The organism is Bacillus sp. UMB0893, from assembly GCF_002858905.1.
Lineage (GTDB): Bacteria > Bacillota > Bacilli > Bacillales > Bacillaceae > Bacillus_P.
In genome coordinates, this window is record NZ_PKLB01000007.1 from 51,509 (window position 1) to 67,664 (window position 16,156).

A 16,156-nucleotide genomic window follows, 5' to 3' on the forward strand; every position below is an offset into this window, starting at 1 on the left:
AAGCTACAATGTTTACGAAAAGAGCCTATAAAAATAAAGGGGCTGTTTTAAATGAACTTATATACACGAACCGGCGATAAAGGAAAAACAAGCATTATAGGAGGACGGGTCGATAAAGATGATTTAAGAGTCGAAGCATACGGCACAATTGATGAAGTCAATTCATTTGTAGGACTTGCGATGACATGGCTTCAGGGGGGAAACCTGATTGATCTGTATCATGAATTTGAAAAGATACAGCATGAGCTATTTGATTGCGGCAGCGATCTCGCCGTTATTCATGGCAAGCAGAAACATCCGTATAAAACAACGGCTGACATGGTTGCATTTCTGGAAGAAAGAATTGATCAATATACCGCAGAAGCACCTCCATTACAGCGTTTTATCCTTCCAGGCGGCACACAGGCAGCATCGGCTATTCACATCGCAAGAACAGTAGCAAGACGTGCAGAACGGTGCATTGTATCCTTGCAGAAGCAAACAGAGATTAATGATCAAGTTTTAACCTACATGAATAGGCTCTCAGACTATTTCTTTGCAGCTGCAAGAGTGGCAAATGCACGGCTCGGTTCTAAAGATGTCGAATACGAAAGAAGCGCAATCGTTTTTACAAAGCCCAAACAGTCATAAAAAAGTTGGAAAATGAGGAAGGCAGCACCTTCCTTTTTGTTTTGCGTCATTATATAGTTAAAGTTGTAACTTTTTAACTAAAAAATCGACTAATTGTTTGATCGGGGGTTCATTCATGGAAGAGGCCTTTCAGAGAATCTATGAAAAGTATCACCAGGATATTTTTCAGTTCTTATTTTATATGGTGAAAAATCGTGAGCAGGCTGAAGACCTCGTTCAAGAAGTATATATACGCATTTTAAAATCTTACGACAGTTTTGAAGGCAGAAGCAGTGAAAAAACATGGATTCTTTCTATTTCACGTCATGTCGCCATCGACTGGTTTCGGAAGCAAAAAAACTTGAAGCAGCGAATTCTTGAGAAATTTGACTGGGATCGTCAGCAAATCCAGGATGTTCAGCCTCTGCCGGATGAAGTAGCTGCACAAAACGAAGAAATGCAGCAAATCTACCATTCACTTGATAGATGTACTGTCGATCAGCGCTCTGTCATTATTTTGCGCTATCTTCAGGGGTTGTCTATCGCAGAGACGGCTTCAGCTCTTAAATGGACGGAAAGTAAAGTGAAAACAACTCAGCACCGTGCATTAAAAGCATTAAAAAATCATTTAATTGACAACACTGAGAGAAAGGAGGAGATCATAAAAGGATGAATAAAAAGAATTGGAATGAAGATCAGCTCGTCAATGCCCTAAAACAGCTGCCGTCCATTAAGGATCAGCGAACTTCATCTGAAATTTTTGCTCATATTTCAGAAAAAGAAACAAAGCACAAGAAGGGGAAGGTATGGATAACGCCTGCTTTCGCCAGTGTTGCCGCACTTTTTATTCTATTATTAATGTCACCTTACTTCTTAAATCAATTTCAATCAAATGAGAGCAATAAATCAGACTCAAACATGGATATGGCAAGTAATGAGCAGGCAAAACAATCAGTACAGGACTCGGCTTATAAAAGTGAAGCAGAGCTTTCAATACAGCCGCAGCCGGAAAAAAGCACCTTTGTTGCACGTGAAGAAGATAAATTTTCCATTGTTACCCTCGCTTATCCCGATCTGCAAGTTCAAAACATGATTCCAATCAGCATCCAGACAGAGAAAAGCGGAAATTATTTAGATCAATATAAATCTTTACTAGCAACATTGGACCCGGCACCTCTTGGATTAAGTTCTTCCTCATTGACAGGAACAGACATTCAATATGCTGAAGGAACAACAAAAGAGCTATTAATTAATGTAAATGAAAATTCGTATGCTCAATCTGCTGTTGAAAGTGAAAATAAATTATTTGCTGAAGGCATTGAAGAATCGTTTCGCTGGCAGGGGATTGAAGAAGCAGAATACTTTAAAGACGGAAAAAAAGGAATTGAACTTGGTGCCTATGGGTTTAAGGAAGGGCAGACCCTGAGCAAAGAAAAGCGAAAAGGTTACTTTCTCTACCAGGAGAGTATGGAAGCTCCTAAACTCCTTGCACCATCAATCCTTCCTTTTAATAAATTATCTGAAGCTCTCTCAGCCATGAAAGAAAATGGGACGCTTGGATTAAAACCTGTCATCGAAAAATCAGTTATGATAAAAAATATTAAAGAAAAAGATGAAGATGTCATCATCGAATTTACGAATGAATCTACTATTGAAGATAACGAAACAGATACACTGATGCTTGAAGCCATTTTACTGACAGCAAAAGAATTTGGATATGAAAATGTGAAATTTGAAGGTTTAAATGTTGAAAGAGTTGGAGAAATGGATGTTACGAATGCCGTTCCCGTTCCATTTTCCCCTAATCCGGTAGATGTGAAATAAAACATTATGTGCGAGCCGCAGCTTATGAAGCTGAGGTTCTTTTTTATGGTGCGGGAACCTTTATAAACGATTGATCGTGGATCACAAGATGGTTATCTCGGTCCTAAAAGTTCTTATTTATGCAAAATAACGTTTTTATTTTACATTTTTATGTATGAAATGGAAATTGCTGCATAATACTAATATTGGTCAATTTGGGTCAAACATAAATCTAGGGGGAGAATATGTTAGATTTGTTAAGAAGGTTATCAATCGCACTATTAGTAGGAGTATGCATCGTTCTTTTATTCGTAAGCGGAACTCAAGCAAAAGCAGAAGAATCATCAGGGGCTTCAGAAATAAATTGGTCGCACCCAATCAGGGGCACTATTACTGATACATTTGGGACAAGAAGCGGAAAACATAAAGGCATCGATATTGCGGCTCCTGAAGGAACAAAGATTTTAGCTGTTCAAGAAGGGATTGTTACAAAATCCTATTATTCAGATACGTATGGGAACGTAGTATTTATTCAGCATCCTGAAGGATACGAGACGGTATATGCCCATTTGCACAAACGCTCTGTTGCAGAGTCTGCGAAGGTGAAAAAAGGCCAGAAGATTGGCACGATCGGCAATACAGGTTTATCGAGAGGAACACATCTTCATTTTGAAGTACATAAGGGAAATTGGACATTAGATAAAAAAAATGCTGTTGATCCATTTCTAATGGTAGCAGCGAATACGATTGAAGCAATGCCAGCGATGACAAAGCCTGCAGCTCAGCTTGACGGGTCCATGCAGATCACGGTGAAAAAAGGTGATACACTATGGAGTATTTCAGCTGCACACAGAACCTCTGTTGAGTCTCTGAAAGAGCTGAACCAGCTAAAGTCTAATGAAATTATGGCTGGTCAGAAGCTTTACATAAATGAAAGGCTAGAAGCGAATACATACACTGTGAAAAAAGGGGATACACTCTACTCCATTGCAGATCAGTTTGACGTTTCGATACATCAATTAAAGAAAGAAAACAACTTAAAAACAGAAGTCATTTTTCCTTTGCAGCATTTAATGATTACAAAGAATTCAGGTTCTTCAGAATAAAGTGAATATGCATTGTCACAAAACCCAAAAAAAGATATAATAGACAAAACTTACGGGGGGCAGACGATGCGGACAGACTATCATAATCATTTAGAACGAGGCAGCTTGACACTGGATTATTTGAAGCAATTTACAAATGAAGCTCAGAAAAAAGGGATTCAGCATTTCGGAATTTCGGAGCATGCCTATCATTTTTATCAAACGAAAGATATTCTCAGCAATCCATGGGTTGAAGAAAGACGCTATTACGATATGAATGACTATGTTAATCTTTTTAAGGAAGCATGGAGTCGTGATATTGATGTTAAAATGTCGATTGAGATGGATTATACTCCAGGAAAACACGCTGAAATGAAAGCTTTCATAGATACATACGATTTTGATTATGTAATAGGATCCATTCACTGGGTCGATAACTTTGGAATTGATTTAAAAGAATATCTCCATGAGTGGGACAAGCGCAATGTAAACGATGTCTATGAAAAATACTTCGAACAGGTTGTAACGCTCGCCCAGTCGGATTTGTTTGATATTGTCGGGCATCTTGATTTAGTTAAGATCTTTAATTATGTACCTAACGATGAAGAGTTTTTGCTGCAGCAATATGACCGGGCAACCGATGCGTTAGCTTCATCAAAAACATGCGTGGAAATCAGTACTGCCGGTTTAAGAAAGCCGGTAGGAGAGCTGTATCCTGATGAACGGCTTCTAACCATGTGTTTTCAGAAGGAAATTCCGATCGTGCTTTCATCGGATGCCCATGTGCCAGAGGACGTTGGTGCGGACTATGACCAAGCGATCGCACTCGCGAAAAAAGTTGGCTATTCCTCATTAATGACGTTTCAAAAAGGAGTTCGAAAGGAAGTTCCGCTTAAATAGACATATCGTGCAGTGTTATTTCATTTTTGAAATAACACTTTTTTGTGTTGTAAGATATTTTGGATATCTCCGTCCAATTCGGCGATTAGGTATACGGTGAAAAAAATTCACAAAAGTATTGGCAAAAAGCGCCTTCCCTGTGAAATTCCTATTTTCGCAGCGAGCTGGCCAGGGCGCCTGCGCTTTTGTACTTGGAAATAAATGATTTTAAACTATATCTACCTATCTGGTCCGGTTTAATAGTAAAATGGATATCTACACACATTTTTACAGGAGACGATCATGTCGAAAAAGAAAAAAATTCTATATATATATATTTTGATAAGTATTATCTGGGTGTTCGGAACAGATCATCTGCTATCATTTTTAAATTATGATATTTTCATGTTTATTTTGATCTCAAAATTTAAAGCTGTTGTTTTTATTCTCTTCACTGGTGTTTTTATTTATTATTTAATTAATAAAAATGAACAAATTCAAGAATTAGAGCGTGAGAAGGAAAAACTGCTCTCTTTGATCAATTCAATGGTTGACTTTGTTAATTTTAAAGATGGACAGGGCAGATGGATTGAAGTGAATACTTTTGGCCTGGAATTATTTCAGCTTCAAGGTGTGGACTATAAAGGGAAGAAGGACTCTGAGCTTGCGGAGTATAGCGAGTTTTACCAGGAGGCACTTCGCTATTGTGAAGAATCAGATGAGCTCACTTGGAAAAGCGGGGCTGTTTCACGCAGCGAAGAAATGATTCCTTTGCCTGATGGAAACTTTAAAACGTTTGATACGATAAAGGTTCCATTGTTTAATGAAGACGGATCAAGAAAAGCTTTGGTTGTTATCGGACGCGATATTACTCAAATGAAAGCGGCTGAGGACCGATTGCAAAAAGCGGAAAAATTAAGCGTTGTCGGGGGCTTGGCTGCAAGTGTAGCCCACGAAATCAGGAATCCCTTGACATCGCTTAAAGGCTTTGTTCAGCTGATGAATAAGAATGACAGTGTGAACAGAACGTATTATGAAATTATGGAGGGGGAGCTTGACCGGATTAATCAAATTGTCGGCGAGCTGCTTGTCCTTGCAAAACCGCAGGAGATCTTATTTAAAAAAACGAGTTTAAATGATCTGGTGTTCAATGTCATCTCTCTCTTAGAATCAGAGGCCAATATGTATAACGTTAAAATTAATTATCAGCCAGCTGTCGGAATGCCTGAAATGGATTGCGAGCCTAATCAGCTGAAGCAAGTGTTTATTAATGTAATCAAGAATTCAATAGAAGCAAGCTCCAGCACAATTGATATTAAAGTTTTCCATCGCCGGGAACGCGTGAAAGTCGTCATCTCAGATGATGGCAGCGGTATGGAGGAAGAAAGGCTTAAGAGGTTAGGAGAACCTTTTTATTCCGTTAAAGAAAAAGGAACAGGGCTTGGTTTAACAGTAAGCTACCGGATCATTGAATCGCACAATGGGAAAATTTCTTTTGAAAGCAAGGTCGGAGAAGGAACAAAAGTTGAAATTGAGATTCCTATGATAAGAAAATAGAAAACAGAGAGCAATGTTGCTCTCTGTTTTTTCTAGTTATAGGAAAACCCTAGCTCGCTTAGCAAAAGACAATTTCTAAAGAAAAGGCTGCGCCTACCCTGTGAACTTGCTATTTTCCAAGGCGCTTGCGTTTTTCTTATTTATTGCAGTTCAATCGCTCTGATGGAAACAATATCTTCAATTTCAGAAAGTGTTTTCAGCAAGGCGTCATCTAATGAACGGTCGAAGGAAAGCATCATGATCGCTTCTCCTCCGACATTTTTACGGCCAACCTGCATGGTCGCGATGTTTACTTCATGGTCTCCGAGAATACGTCCGACACGTCCAATGACCCCAGGTTTATCTGTGTGCTGAATGTATATGAGATGACCAGTAGGATAGAAATCAATATTAAATGAGTTTATGCCGACAATTCGCTCACCGTATTGAGGGATATGTGTCCCTTTCATTTCAAATGTTGTTTGATCTCCATAAATTGTTACGGTTATGCAATTGGCATAGCCAGACTGATTTGAAGTAATCTTTTCACTGAAGCTGATTCCGCGTTCTTTTGCAATCATTCCTGCGTTGACTTCATTTACGTTTGATGCGACACGCGGTGTTAAAAAACCGGAAATTAAGCTTTTAGTAATAAAAGAAGTTTCAAGTTCAGCAACGGATCCTTCATATTGAATAGCTATTTCATGTACAGGCTCCTTCATGCATTGTGAGACAACGTTGCCCATTTTTTTGGCCAGCTTATAAAAGGGCTGAATTTTTTCAAAAACTTCTTTTGTTAATGTCGGCAGGTTGACAGAGGTTGTAACCATCTTTCCATCTAGAAAATCAAGAACATCCTGTGCCACCTGTGCAGCGACATTTAACTGGGCTTCTTTAGTGGATGCCCCTAAATGCGGTGTAGCAATAACATTGTCATAGCGCAATAGCGGATGATCAACTGGAGGTTCTGTTTCAAAAACATCAAGTGCAACACCTGCAATATGCCCGCTTTCTAAATAGGGAATAATTGCTGCTTCATCAATGATTCCGCCTCGTGCACAATTGAGCAAATAAACGCCTTTTTTTGTTTTAGGTAAAGATTCAGCACCGATTAAACCTCGTGTTTCTTTTGTGAGCGGTGTATGAACGGTAATGATGTCTGCCTGTTCAAGGAGTTCATCTAAACTTGCACTTTTAACTGAAATTTTTGCAGCGCGGTCACGGGTCAAGAATGGATCGAAAACGAGGACATTTACTCCAAAAGCTTGAGCGCGTTTGGCAATCTCTGTTCCAATTCTTCCTAAACCGACAATACCTAACGTTTTTCCATAAAGCTCTGTTCCTACGAACGCTGTGCGATTCCACTCATTTGATTTGACTGATACATTAGCCTGCGGAATATGGCGCAGAAGAGAGGTCATCATCGCGAAAGTATGTTCAGCTGTCGAAATGGTATTTCCGTCAGGAGCATTAATGACAACAACTCCATACTTTGTAGCGGCGTCAAGATCAATGTTATCGATTCCAACCCCGGCTCTTGCGACCATCTTCAGTGACGTCATTTTTGAGATTAATTCCTCAGTCACTTTTGTTGCGCTTCTGACCAGCAGAGCGTCAAACGTATGCAGCTCATCTTCTGCATCCGCAGCTTTTTTTTGAATAACTTCCACATTTTGGGCGAGCAGTAAAGGCTGCAGACCCTCTGCACTCATTGAATCTGAAACTAAAATTCGATACATGATTTTCCCCCTAAGGTGTACTGTAAATATCAGATAATTTATCATATTAAGATTATTATGTCAATAACGGTAAAGCGTTAAAAGGGTAAAGAAATTGTAAATGGAAAACAATGATAGTAATGATTTTGAGCATTTTGATTCACAAAATGCAAGGTATGAAGTATACTTATCTCGAAAACAAAATAATATGGTCTATCTTCGGGGCAGGGTGCAATTCCCGACCGGCGGTGATGAAATGCGTTTTATTTCTAAGCCCGCGAGCCGTTTGCAGTTTGGCAGGATCTGGTGAGACTCCAGAGCCGACAGTATAGTCTGGATGGGAGAAGATGGAGGTTCTGACGATTAAAATGTTAATTTTAACCGTTTATTTAACCTTTCAAAAAATTCTCCCTTTGCTCATTTACGTGCAAAGGGTTTTATTTTTGTAAGGAAGAAGCAGGACGTTTCCTTTCTTTCCGGATGGATCGAAAAAGGGAGAGAGTAACATGCAAGAAAGCAAGTTGAAGAAACAAGTCGCAATTGCGATGCTGAGCAGTATAGGATTCATATTAATGATTTTTAACTTCCCGATTGGCTTTTCAAGCTTTTTAGAGCTTGATTTTGGAGATGTACCGGCTATTATTGCAGCCGTACTGTTTGGTCCTGGAGCCGGAATTATGGTTGAAGCCATAAAAAACATTCTGCATTATATCATTATGGGAAATGCGACAGGAGTTCCTGTCGGAGAGCTGGCTAATTTTATTGCAGGGGTTTTATATATACTGCCTGCGTCTTATATGTATCGTAAGATGAACTCAATGAGAGGCCTTGCAATTGGTCTGTCAATTGGAACGGTCGTTATGGCAGGAGTCATGAGTATTTTAAATTACTATTTGTTCCTTCCGGCTTACACCTGGTTCATGAATGCACCGGCAATGGCAGGACCAGAAATGCGTGCGCTGATTGCAACAGGAATTTTGCCGTTTAACATAATTAAAGGAATTGTGATGGCAGTTGTGTTTATGGCTATATTCGCGAAGCTTAAAACATGGATCCATGCACAAGCGAACTATAAACGGGCAGCATAAAGAACAAAAGCGAGAGGGCGCCTTGGTCAGCTCGCGAAGAAAATAGGAATTGACCTGGGTTAAATGACGCACCTGAGAATCAAGTGTCATTTAAGCGGAGAAGGCGCTTTTTGCCTTCTCCTGAGCAATTGTCTTTTTCACAGTGAGCTAGGCGCCGGAGCTTGCAGTAGATAACTTTATTTCATTATCCACAACTTGTTGCATTTTATAATTTCCTAAACAATAAAAAACCCTCTGCGGATTCCGCAGAGGGCTTTGATTTTCTATTCGAATTTTAAAGCGTCGCCGTCAAATGACTCATCAGCAATTTTAATGGAATCAGTCGGACAGCCTTCGTAAGCATCCATCATGTCTTCCTCTAAAATTTCAGGTACTTCAACAATACCTTGGTTATCATCAAGTGTTACAAATGCAATGCCTTCATCGTCATAATCGTAAATGTCTGGTGCAGCAGCTCCACATGCACCGCAAGCAATGCAAGTATCTTTGTCAACAATTGTATACTTTGCCATCAATAAAACCTCCTCTGAAATGATTACACTATATGATATGGTACATTCATTCGTTTGTCAGCGTGCAGCCCTAAAAATCAAACGGGAACGAGTTCGTACCTCTTTATATTTATCCATTGTAAAACTGTTTTCGAAACTTTTCAATAGAAAAATACATTGAGAATGCTTATCATACAAGGCTTTATAGTATTTAAGGTACCCTTTATGAATAAGTTTAAACGCCATTTTCATACTGGAATCTGATACAATAGAGATAATGCACGAATCGTGTCAAAAAGTGTAAGGTGATGTTGATGAGTCTAAATTACTTGGATATTCTCTATTTAAATTGTTTGAATCAATTTGGCGGAGAGCGGTCTCCTTCTGCCGTTTATCATTTACTGAAAGGCAAAAAATCATCGCAAACCATTCAGGACAGCAAACTTTTCCACTTGTCCAATTTATTTGGAATGTATCCGTCGCTGCCAAGGGAAAAGTTTGATGCGGATATGAAAAGGCTGATTTCAGAAGGTTATTTATATCATGATGAAAACGATGCTTATGTACTAACCTATTCAGCGAATAATGTATTGGTGAACACATTAAACACACACCCGATTCCTTCTAGTTTAAATGGAACTATTTATGGATCAGGAGGATTTGTTTTTTGGAAAAGGCTCATGCTGATTACCCAAGTATTATCCCATGATTCCTCCGGCAGCAAGAAATATTTGCCGGTTACAAAAGACGAAAGAGTATTGGGGTGGGTCAAGCAATTTTTAAAGCGTTCAACTGTCAGCAAGAAGCGGCTTTCAGAATTAATACATAACGAATTGCTGCTTCAGCTTCAGGCTTTTACAAAGAGAGAAGCAGAAATTTTTGTCTATAGACTTACCTCACATGATCGGATTGGATCAACGTTTGAACAGCTTGCAGAAATATTCAATGAGGATGCAGATTATATAAAGATTACGTTTTGGAACATCATTCACCGTATGATGGAACAATGCATGAAGCCTCATTCGCCTTTTCCAATGCTATTCCAAATGATCAGAGACCTTTCTAAAGTAAATCCTCTTACTGAATCCACCTCCAAAACTCTTCAATTGATCCATTTAGGTAAATCATTAGAGGAAATTTCAAATATACGCAATTTGAAGCACAGTACAATCGAGGATCATGTTGTAGAAATCGCTTTGAATGATGGTACATTTGATATCTCCATGTTTTTAAATGATGATCATTTGCTAATCATCGCTGACAAAATCAAAGAATTACAAACACATCAGCTTAGAGCTGTAAAAGAAGCGTTACATGATGAATATTCGTATTTCCAGATCAGACTTGCATTTACTCGGATAAGGAGGCAGTCATGAACGTACAGCATATATTAGAACGCCATTTTGGATATAGCCACTTTCGGAATGGCCAAGAAGAGATAATAAATGATGTCTTAAACGGTCACGACGTACTGGCAATGCTTCCGACAGGAGGCGGTAAATCACTTTGCTATCAGCTGCCTGCTTATCTGCTAGAAGGAAGGGTTTTAATTATCTCACCTCTGCTTTCATTGATGGAAGACCAGATACAGCAGATCAGGCTGCGGGGGGAAAAGAGAGTGATTGGATTAAACGGCACGCTGTCTTATCTCGGGAGGCAAAGGGCGTTAATGAACCTGAATCAATACAAATATATTTTTGTTTCTCCTGAGATCCTGCAGTCAGAAGCAGTAGCAGAGGCGTTAAGCAATGTGGAAATTTCATTGTTTGTAGTTGATGAAGCACATTGTATCTCACAATGGGGACATGACTTCAGACCTGATTACTCTAAACTCGGAAGAATAAGAAGACAGCTTGGCGGAGCTCCATGTTTAGCTTTAACTGCAACAGCCACACCTGATGTGCTAATAGATATCGAAAAATCACTGCAAATGAAGGATGTAAAAAAACATATTCAATCTGTAAACCGCACCAATATTGCCATCGCGATTGAGGAATGCCTTTCTCTTGATGATAAAATGAAAAGAGTGTCAGAGCTTGTGCGATCATTGAAAGGTCCTGGGATTATCTACTGCTCCAGCCGAAAATGGACTGAAAACCTTGCTCAATTTTTAAAAATGGAAGGCATACAACATTCTGCCTATTATCATGCTGGGATGGAACAGGAACAGCGTACGCTTATCCAGCAGCAGTTTATTTATGATCAGCTGGATGTTGTTTGCTGTACGAATGCATTTGGAATGGGTGTCAACAAACCCAATGTCAGATATGTGATCCATTTTCATTTTCCTTCGCAAATGGAATCATATGTGCAAGAAATTGGAAGAGCAGGAAGAGATGGCTTGCCAAGTGCGGCTATTTCTCTTATTAGCCAGGGTGATATGGATATTCAGTTAACCTTGCTCCAATCAGAGTTTTCGAACTATGAACAGCTTCATGAGGCGCTTCATCTTCTAACTAAAGCTGACGGGTTAACAGAAGAGGATGTATTTGGGCGGACAGCGATTACGGAGACTCAAGGGAGATTTATTCTCCATCATTTAGATGGGCTCACCTATCCTTTGTATCATAATGAAAAAAAAGCTGCAGCAGAAATCTATTCAAAAATTGAAGAGCGGCTCAAGTTCAAAAAATCAAAGCTGAATGCTGTGTTAAAATGGCTTCATTCGAAGGACTGCAGACGAAAAGGGATTATCAGCTATTTTCATGAAGAAAACATCCTTTCACAGAAAATGTGCTGTGACAGGTGCGGACTTTCCCTATTGTCATTTATGGAAAGAGAAGAGAAGTCAGAAATTGAAAAACCTCTTAACTGGAGATTGGAACTAAAGGCTATTTTCGGCCAAAGCGAGTGATGAAATGTTTAAGCGCCAAAATGAACTTGTGAAAAGACTGTCAGATCAGCAATTGCTGCAGCAGCTCTATTTTACTCAAATTTTACTACTTACAATTTCGGTCATATTGAGTATGATGTTATTTAATAGTATGTCTGATTTTAAAATAATTTGGAAACCAGAGATTTCACAAATCCTTATTATCGGAGGATTTACCGCAGTCATTGTAGTATTTATGGATTGGCTCATTATGAAGACTATGCCTGAAAAATGGTACGATGATGGCGGAATCAATGAAAAGATGTTTAGGAATCGATCTATACCGCACATCTTTATTCTTTGTCTTTTCATTTCGTTTACTGAGGAGCTTTTGTTTCGGGGTGTCATCCAGACCCAATTCGGAATCTGGACGGCAAGTATAATATTTGCCGTATTGCATTTTCGTTATTTAACAAAAGTTTTATTATTTAGTATGGTTATGTTGATTAGTATTTTGCTTGGATTTGTTTACGATTGGACGGGCAATTTATTTGTAACAGTCTTTGCTCATTTTATAATTGATTTAGTCTTTGCCATTCAAATTCGTTTGCAATTCATTAACGGAGGTGAACAAATTGAACAAAAATGAAAATTCTGATCAAGCTGATACATTAAGACAGAAGGTAATTGATGAATACAAGTCTAAGACAGGAAGCTATCCATCAAGAAGCGAAATTCATAAAAAGAAAGAGAAGAAAAAGTCAAAATATAAATATCCTGCGATAAGTTTACTGGCCTTATTTTTTTTCCTGCTGCCGATCCTTTTTTACTATAGTATTTCATATTTCGATAACCGTTCTAAAACGGTCAATGGCGAAAATATTTCCGATTATGAAGATGTACTAATTAAGTATGGTGATGACGAGGAAGAATCTGAGCAGCCTGATGAGCAATCTTTAGAAGATCCTGAAGAAAATACAGCTGAAGCTGCTGTGGGCTCTGTTCAAAGTGATGAATCGGATGCTCTAACAGCATCTGCACAGCCAGAACAAAAGAAAACAGTACCTGTTGTACAGGATCCAGAGCCAAAAAAAGAATTGCCAGAACCAAAACCAGAACCAAAACCAGAACCAAAGCAGCAGAAGGAAGATTATAAAATCATTGAACATACTGTCGGTCCAGAAGAAAACCTATTCAGGATCTCAATTAAATATTACAGTGACCGCTCAGGTGAAGCGCTGATCAAACAGTGGAACCAGCTAAGCGGGGACAGCGTATTTGAAGGACAGGTCCTTAAAATACCCATTAAACAATAAACGCATGGAATCACATCATGCGTTTTTTCTTTTCCTAGTTTCATATCATATTGGACAACATCATATAATCTATAGAAAGAAAAGACATTTCGGTAGGGGTGTGAGCGGTTTGGAAAAACAAATACAGCTGCTTAATGATTCAACGGATTTAGCAACAAAACAAATGCTGCAAAGCGTGCTGAATAAAAAACGAAAATATGACCGCTATAAAAGAAACTGTTTTAGATGGCAGCTTTTTACTCTTTCGGGAGGCATGTTTTTTTTACTTTATTTTTACCAGTTCACAGTCATTCCAAACGGGACCAATATTTCATACATGCTAGGGGAGCTAGTCGGAAATTCCTTTCATTTTTTCATCATTTTGATCATTGGTGCAAGTTATGCAACGGCCCACTATCATAAGAAAAAGGAAGAGAAGTATGAGAAAGAATATCATGGCTTAAGGACAGAGATTATCAGAAAAAGCTCTGAACTCTGGCCGCAGCCGTACCATTGGAAAAAGAGAGCTGAAGTCTATGACATGATGAAAAAGAATTTTGACATTAATTTGTATTTCGAGAGTAAATAATGACTTGCTTTAAAGGAGTTTAGCAAACAATCTTGAAGGTAAGCTAAAACGTGAATGAGGTGATGCGATGTTTGTGAAAAGTACAATGATTCCAAAAGGAAGAACGTTTCATGCAGAAGCAGAGGATTCCCTGTTGAAAGTACTTGAAAAGCTGGAAACTCATAAAATCGATGGTATACCAGTTTTAAAGGGGACCTCGTACATAGGTGTCATCACCAGGTACCATCTGTATGAGCAATACTTCCATTCCAATGTCCAAAAAGAACTGTTTTTGAAAAATACAGCAGCTGAAGAGATAGCCATACATGGCGATGTTTTCCTTGAAGGGAAAGAAATCTTTGAAAAAACGCTGCTGAAACTTAAGGATTTTCCCTTGATTGCAGTTGTAGGAAAAGAAAAGGAGTTTCTTGGAGTTGTTACAAGATATGACGTTCTTGAACAATTTCAAAGTGCCTTTGGAATGAATAAGAAAGGTGTACGCATTGCATTTACTTCTGTTGAGACGGAAGGGCGGATTGCAAGGCTGACAGAGCTTGCAAAACAATTTCACGAAGAGATCATTTCACTTGTTACGTTTGATGAAACAGAACAGATGGTCAGAAGAATTGTCATGAAAATCGAAAAAAAGGACAATATTCAGCGCTTTATTGAAAGAATTGAGAAAGCAGGTTTCAGAGTGCTTGATATTCATGAAGATGAATAAAGATCCTTTTCCTACATAAAAGTGTAGGGGAGGGATTTTTTTGTTAAAATCAGCGGTATGTTTAATACTTGGATTTTTATCAGGTTATCTTGTCTGTCAGTGGATTACAGTACAGCTGCCTTTTTATTTGCCTGAATTTATGATGCATCTTGTATTAAATCCGTTAAAATCATTTTTTTCAATGCTTCTATTTACAGCAGGATTCATGCTAAACGCTTATCTATTAAAAGAGGCATGGAGACTTACGATCGGGATTCTGCTGAAAAATGAAGGAAATGTGCTGGAAACTGCGATTAATTATTGTGTTTTTATTCAATTTTATATATTATTTCAAATAGGATTTTGGCAAACATTGATGTTAGCGGGTTTTACAGTCATCTATGGACTTGCCACAATAAACAGGAAGAGATATTCTCTGAAAAATGCTTACTAGCATTAAGAAGTACATACTAGTGAAAGCAGATCACTGCTGATATCAGCAGTGATTATTCATTTGTTATACAAAGTTTACACGTACTGTTTAATCCTATATACTTTTACTACAGTGATTATTGTTATTGGAGGATTAGATATGTCTAGTCAAGAAGGCAAATACAACATTAAGGCAGTTTCCAAAATGCTTGGAATCCAACCAGGAACATTAAGAGCTTGGGAAAGACGCTATAATATGATTGCACCGGTTCGAAATGATTCAGGTCACCGTTTATATACAGAGGAACATATAAGAATTTTAAAATGGCTGATTAACAAAGTGAATAAAGGCTTTACAATCAGCCAGGCTGTGAATTTATTGGATAACAGCGATCTGACCAGTGAAGAGCCCGTCACTATTCCAGGGAGCACACCTGATTATGCTCTGGACTTAACAGAGGAACTATTGGAAGCATTGCTTAGTTTTGATGAAAATCATGCTCATGAGCTATTAAATAAAGCGTTTAGCCTTTATTCAATTGATAAAGTGCTTATTGATATTCTGGGAACAGTACTTGTGAAAATAGGGGACTCGTGGGAAAACGGGAAAATAACATCTGCGCATGAGCACTTTGCTTCCTCCTTTCTTCGCTCCCGCATCGGAATTATCCTCCACACACTGCCGGTAAATGGCCTGCTTCCAAAAGTTGTATCTGTATGCGGACCTGGCGAATTGCACGAATTAGGCCTGCTTATTTTTACATTGTATTTAAGAAGAAAAGGATTTGAAGTGATTTATCTTGGGACAAGCATTGCTGAAGGGGATATTGATAGCGTCCTTGAAGAAGTCAAACCAAGATTTTTATTTTTTTCCTGTACAATGAAGGAAAATGTAGCAAAAACAGTTGATACGGTTAATGAATTGTCAAAAAAATATGAAAAGCTGATTATCGGACTCGGGGGAACTGGATTTAACATAGCCCCAAAAGTAAAGCAGGAAAATTATGAAACCTTATTCGTCGGAGACACGAAAAACCAGTGGGATGAATGGCTGAAGGAACGTCTTTCCGTCTAACTTCTTATTCCAGAATCTTTTGCTTGTCTAAACTCCATAAGAGAGTGTAAACTTGTTACAAA

17 protein-coding genes and 1 riboswitch are annotated in these 16,156 nt (G+C 38.5%); of the genes, 15 read left to right on the forward strand and 2 right to left on the reverse strand.

What is annotated here, in order from left to right:
* The first annotated feature begins 51 nt into the window (after positions 1-51).
* The 6 genes from CYJ36_RS15700 (at position 52) to CYJ36_RS15725 (ending at position 5,933) form a co-directional block, all read left to right on the forward strand.
* Entirely contained in the window at positions 52-630 is a 579-nt protein-coding gene (locus tag CYJ36_RS15700; RefSeq protein WP_101568214.1) for a cob(I)yrinic acid a,c-diamide adenosyltransferase, read from the forward strand.
* A 115-nt stretch (positions 631-745) separates the two neighbouring features.
* Entirely contained in the window at positions 746-1,282 is a 537-nt protein-coding gene (gene sigX, locus CYJ36_RS15705) for an RNA polymerase sigma factor SigX (RefSeq protein ID WP_101568215.1), read from the forward strand.
* The gene (locus CYJ36_RS15710) at positions 1,279-2,433 is read left to right on the forward strand and encodes a hypothetical protein (protein WP_101568216.1); all 1,155 of its coding nucleotides are present in this window, start codon (positions 1,279-1,281) and stop codon (positions 2,431-2,433) included. The genes sigX and CYJ36_RS15710 overlap by 4 nt, the downstream gene beginning before the upstream one ends.
* A 224-nt stretch (positions 2,434-2,657) precedes the next feature.
* Positions 2,658-3,518 (forward strand): M23 family metallopeptidase, encoded by an 861-nt coding sequence (locus CYJ36_RS15715; protein ID WP_101568217.1) that lies wholly within the window; start codon positions 2,658-2,660, stop codon positions 3,516-3,518.
* Positions 3,519-3,584: 66 nt separating this feature from the next.
* Positions 3,585-4,397 (forward strand): histidinol-phosphatase, encoded by an 813-nt coding sequence (locus tag CYJ36_RS15720; RefSeq protein WP_101568218.1) that lies wholly within the window; start codon positions 3,585-3,587, stop codon positions 4,395-4,397.
* Positions 4,398-4,679: 282 nt separating this feature from the next.
* Positions 4,680-5,933, forward strand: a complete 1,254-nt coding sequence (locus tag CYJ36_RS15725; protein ID WP_101568219.1) for an ATP-binding protein — start codon at positions 4,680-4,682, stop codon at positions 5,931-5,933.
* Positions 5,934-6,073: 140 nt separating this feature from the next.
* Here the strand turns inward: CYJ36_RS15725 and serA are convergent, their stop codons facing one another.
* A complete protein-coding gene (gene serA / locus CYJ36_RS15730; RefSeq protein ID WP_101568220.1) occupies positions 6,074-7,651 on the reverse strand; it encodes a phosphoglycerate dehydrogenase in 1,578 nt (525 codons plus the stop codon).
* Positions 7,652-7,841: 190 nt separating this feature from the next.
* Positions 7,842-7,983: riboswitch (FMN riboswitch) on the forward strand.
* A gap of 153 nt (positions 7,984-8,136) precedes the next feature.
* Between serA and CYJ36_RS15735 the strand changes: the two genes are divergently transcribed.
* Positions 8,137-8,718, forward strand: coding sequence for an ECF transporter S component (locus CYJ36_RS15735; RefSeq protein WP_101568221.1), 582 nt, complete (start codon positions 8,137-8,139; stop codon positions 8,716-8,718).
* Between the two features lie 263 nt (positions 8,719-8,981).
* Here CYJ36_RS15735 and CYJ36_RS15740 read toward each other — a convergent pair whose 3' ends face one another.
* A complete protein-coding gene (locus tag CYJ36_RS15740; protein ID WP_029280187.1) occupies positions 8,982-9,230 on the reverse strand; it encodes a ferredoxin in 249 nt (82 codons plus the stop codon).
* 293 nt (positions 9,231-9,523) lie between these two features.
* Between CYJ36_RS15740 and CYJ36_RS15745 the strand changes: the two genes are divergently transcribed.
* The 8 genes from CYJ36_RS15745 (at position 9,524) to CYJ36_RS15780 (ending at position 16,094) form a co-directional block, all read left to right on the forward strand.
* Positions 9,524-10,585, forward strand: a complete 1,062-nt coding sequence (locus CYJ36_RS15745) for a helix-turn-helix domain-containing protein (protein WP_180850359.1) — start codon at positions 9,524-9,526, stop codon at positions 10,583-10,585.
* A complete protein-coding gene (locus CYJ36_RS15750; RefSeq protein ID WP_101568223.1) occupies positions 10,582-12,063 on the forward strand; it encodes a RecQ family ATP-dependent DNA helicase in 1,482 nt (493 codons plus the stop codon). Before CYJ36_RS15745 ends, CYJ36_RS15750 begins: the two co-directional genes overlap by 4 nt.
* 4 nt (positions 12,064-12,067) lie before the next feature.
* Positions 12,068-12,670 carry a CPBP family intramembrane glutamic endopeptidase gene (locus CYJ36_RS15755; protein ID WP_101568224.1) on the forward strand — a complete coding sequence of 201 codons (603 nt, stop codon included), beginning with the start codon at positions 12,068-12,070 and terminating at the stop codon, positions 12,668-12,670.
* Complete coding sequence (locus CYJ36_RS15760) at positions 12,657-13,337, forward strand: LysM peptidoglycan-binding domain-containing protein (protein ID WP_180850361.1); 681 nt, start codon at positions 12,657-12,659, stop codon at positions 13,335-13,337. The genes CYJ36_RS15755 and CYJ36_RS15760 overlap by 14 nt, the downstream gene beginning before the upstream one ends.
* A 109-nt stretch (positions 13,338-13,446) precedes the next feature.
* Entirely contained in the window at positions 13,447-13,905 is a 459-nt protein-coding gene (locus CYJ36_RS15765) for a DUF2663 family protein (protein WP_180850362.1), read from the forward strand.
* A gap of 67 nt (positions 13,906-13,972) precedes the next feature.
* Positions 13,973-14,608, forward strand: a complete 636-nt coding sequence (locus tag CYJ36_RS15770; RefSeq protein WP_101568227.1) for a CBS domain-containing protein — start codon at positions 13,973-13,975, stop codon at positions 14,606-14,608.
* 40 nt (positions 14,609-14,648) lie between these two features.
* Positions 14,649-15,041, forward strand: coding sequence for a hypothetical protein (locus CYJ36_RS15775; protein WP_101568228.1), 393 nt, complete (start codon positions 14,649-14,651; stop codon positions 15,039-15,041).
* A 138-nt stretch (positions 15,042-15,179) separates the two neighbouring features.
* Positions 15,180-16,094, forward strand: coding sequence for a MerR family transcriptional regulator (locus tag CYJ36_RS15780; protein WP_101568229.1), 915 nt, complete (start codon positions 15,180-15,182; stop codon positions 16,092-16,094).
* The last annotated feature ends 62 nt before the right edge of the window (positions 16,095-16,156 follow it).

Coding starts and splice junctions, on each gene's coding strand:
- CYJ36_RS15700 (WP_101568214.1), top strand. CDS start 52: ATGAACTTATATACACGAACCGGCGATAAAGGAAAAACAAGCATTATA.
- sigX (WP_101568215.1), top strand. CDS start 746: ATGGAAGAGGCCTTTCAGAGAATCTATGAAAAGTATCACCAGGATATT.
- CYJ36_RS15710 (WP_101568216.1), top strand. CDS start 1,279: ATGAATAAAAAGAATTGGAATGAAGATCAGCTCGTCAATGCCCTAAAA.
- CYJ36_RS15715 (WP_101568217.1), top strand. CDS start 2,658: ATGTTAGATTTGTTAAGAAGGTTATCAATCGCACTATTAGTAGGAGTA.
- CYJ36_RS15720 (WP_101568218.1), top strand. CDS start 3,585: ATGCGGACAGACTATCATAATCATTTAGAACGAGGCAGCTTGACACTG.
- CYJ36_RS15725 (WP_101568219.1), top strand. CDS start 4,680: ATGTCGAAAAAGAAAAAAATTCTATATATATATATTTTGATAAGTATT.
- serA (WP_101568220.1), bottom strand. CDS start 7,651: ATGTATCGAATTTTAGTTTCAGATTCAATGAGTGCAGAGGGTCTGCAG.
- CYJ36_RS15735 (WP_101568221.1), top strand. CDS start 8,137: ATGCAAGAAAGCAAGTTGAAGAAACAAGTCGCAATTGCGATGCTGAGC.
- CYJ36_RS15740 (WP_029280187.1), bottom strand. CDS start 9,230: ATGGCAAAGTATACAATTGTTGACAAAGATACTTGCATTGCTTGCGGT.
- CYJ36_RS15745 (WP_180850359.1), top strand. CDS start 9,524: ATGAGTCTAAATTACTTGGATATTCTCTATTTAAATTGTTTGAATCAA.
- CYJ36_RS15750 (WP_101568223.1), top strand. CDS start 10,582: ATGAACGTACAGCATATATTAGAACGCCATTTTGGATATAGCCACTTT.
- CYJ36_RS15755 (WP_101568224.1), top strand. CDS start 12,068: ATGTTTAAGCGCCAAAATGAACTTGTGAAAAGACTGTCAGATCAGCAA.
- CYJ36_RS15770 (WP_101568227.1), top strand. CDS start 13,973: ATGTTTGTGAAAAGTACAATGATTCCAAAAGGAAGAACGTTTCATGCA.
- CYJ36_RS15780 (WP_101568229.1), top strand. CDS start 15,180: ATGTCTAGTCAAGAAGGCAAATACAACATTAAGGCAGTTTCCAAAATG.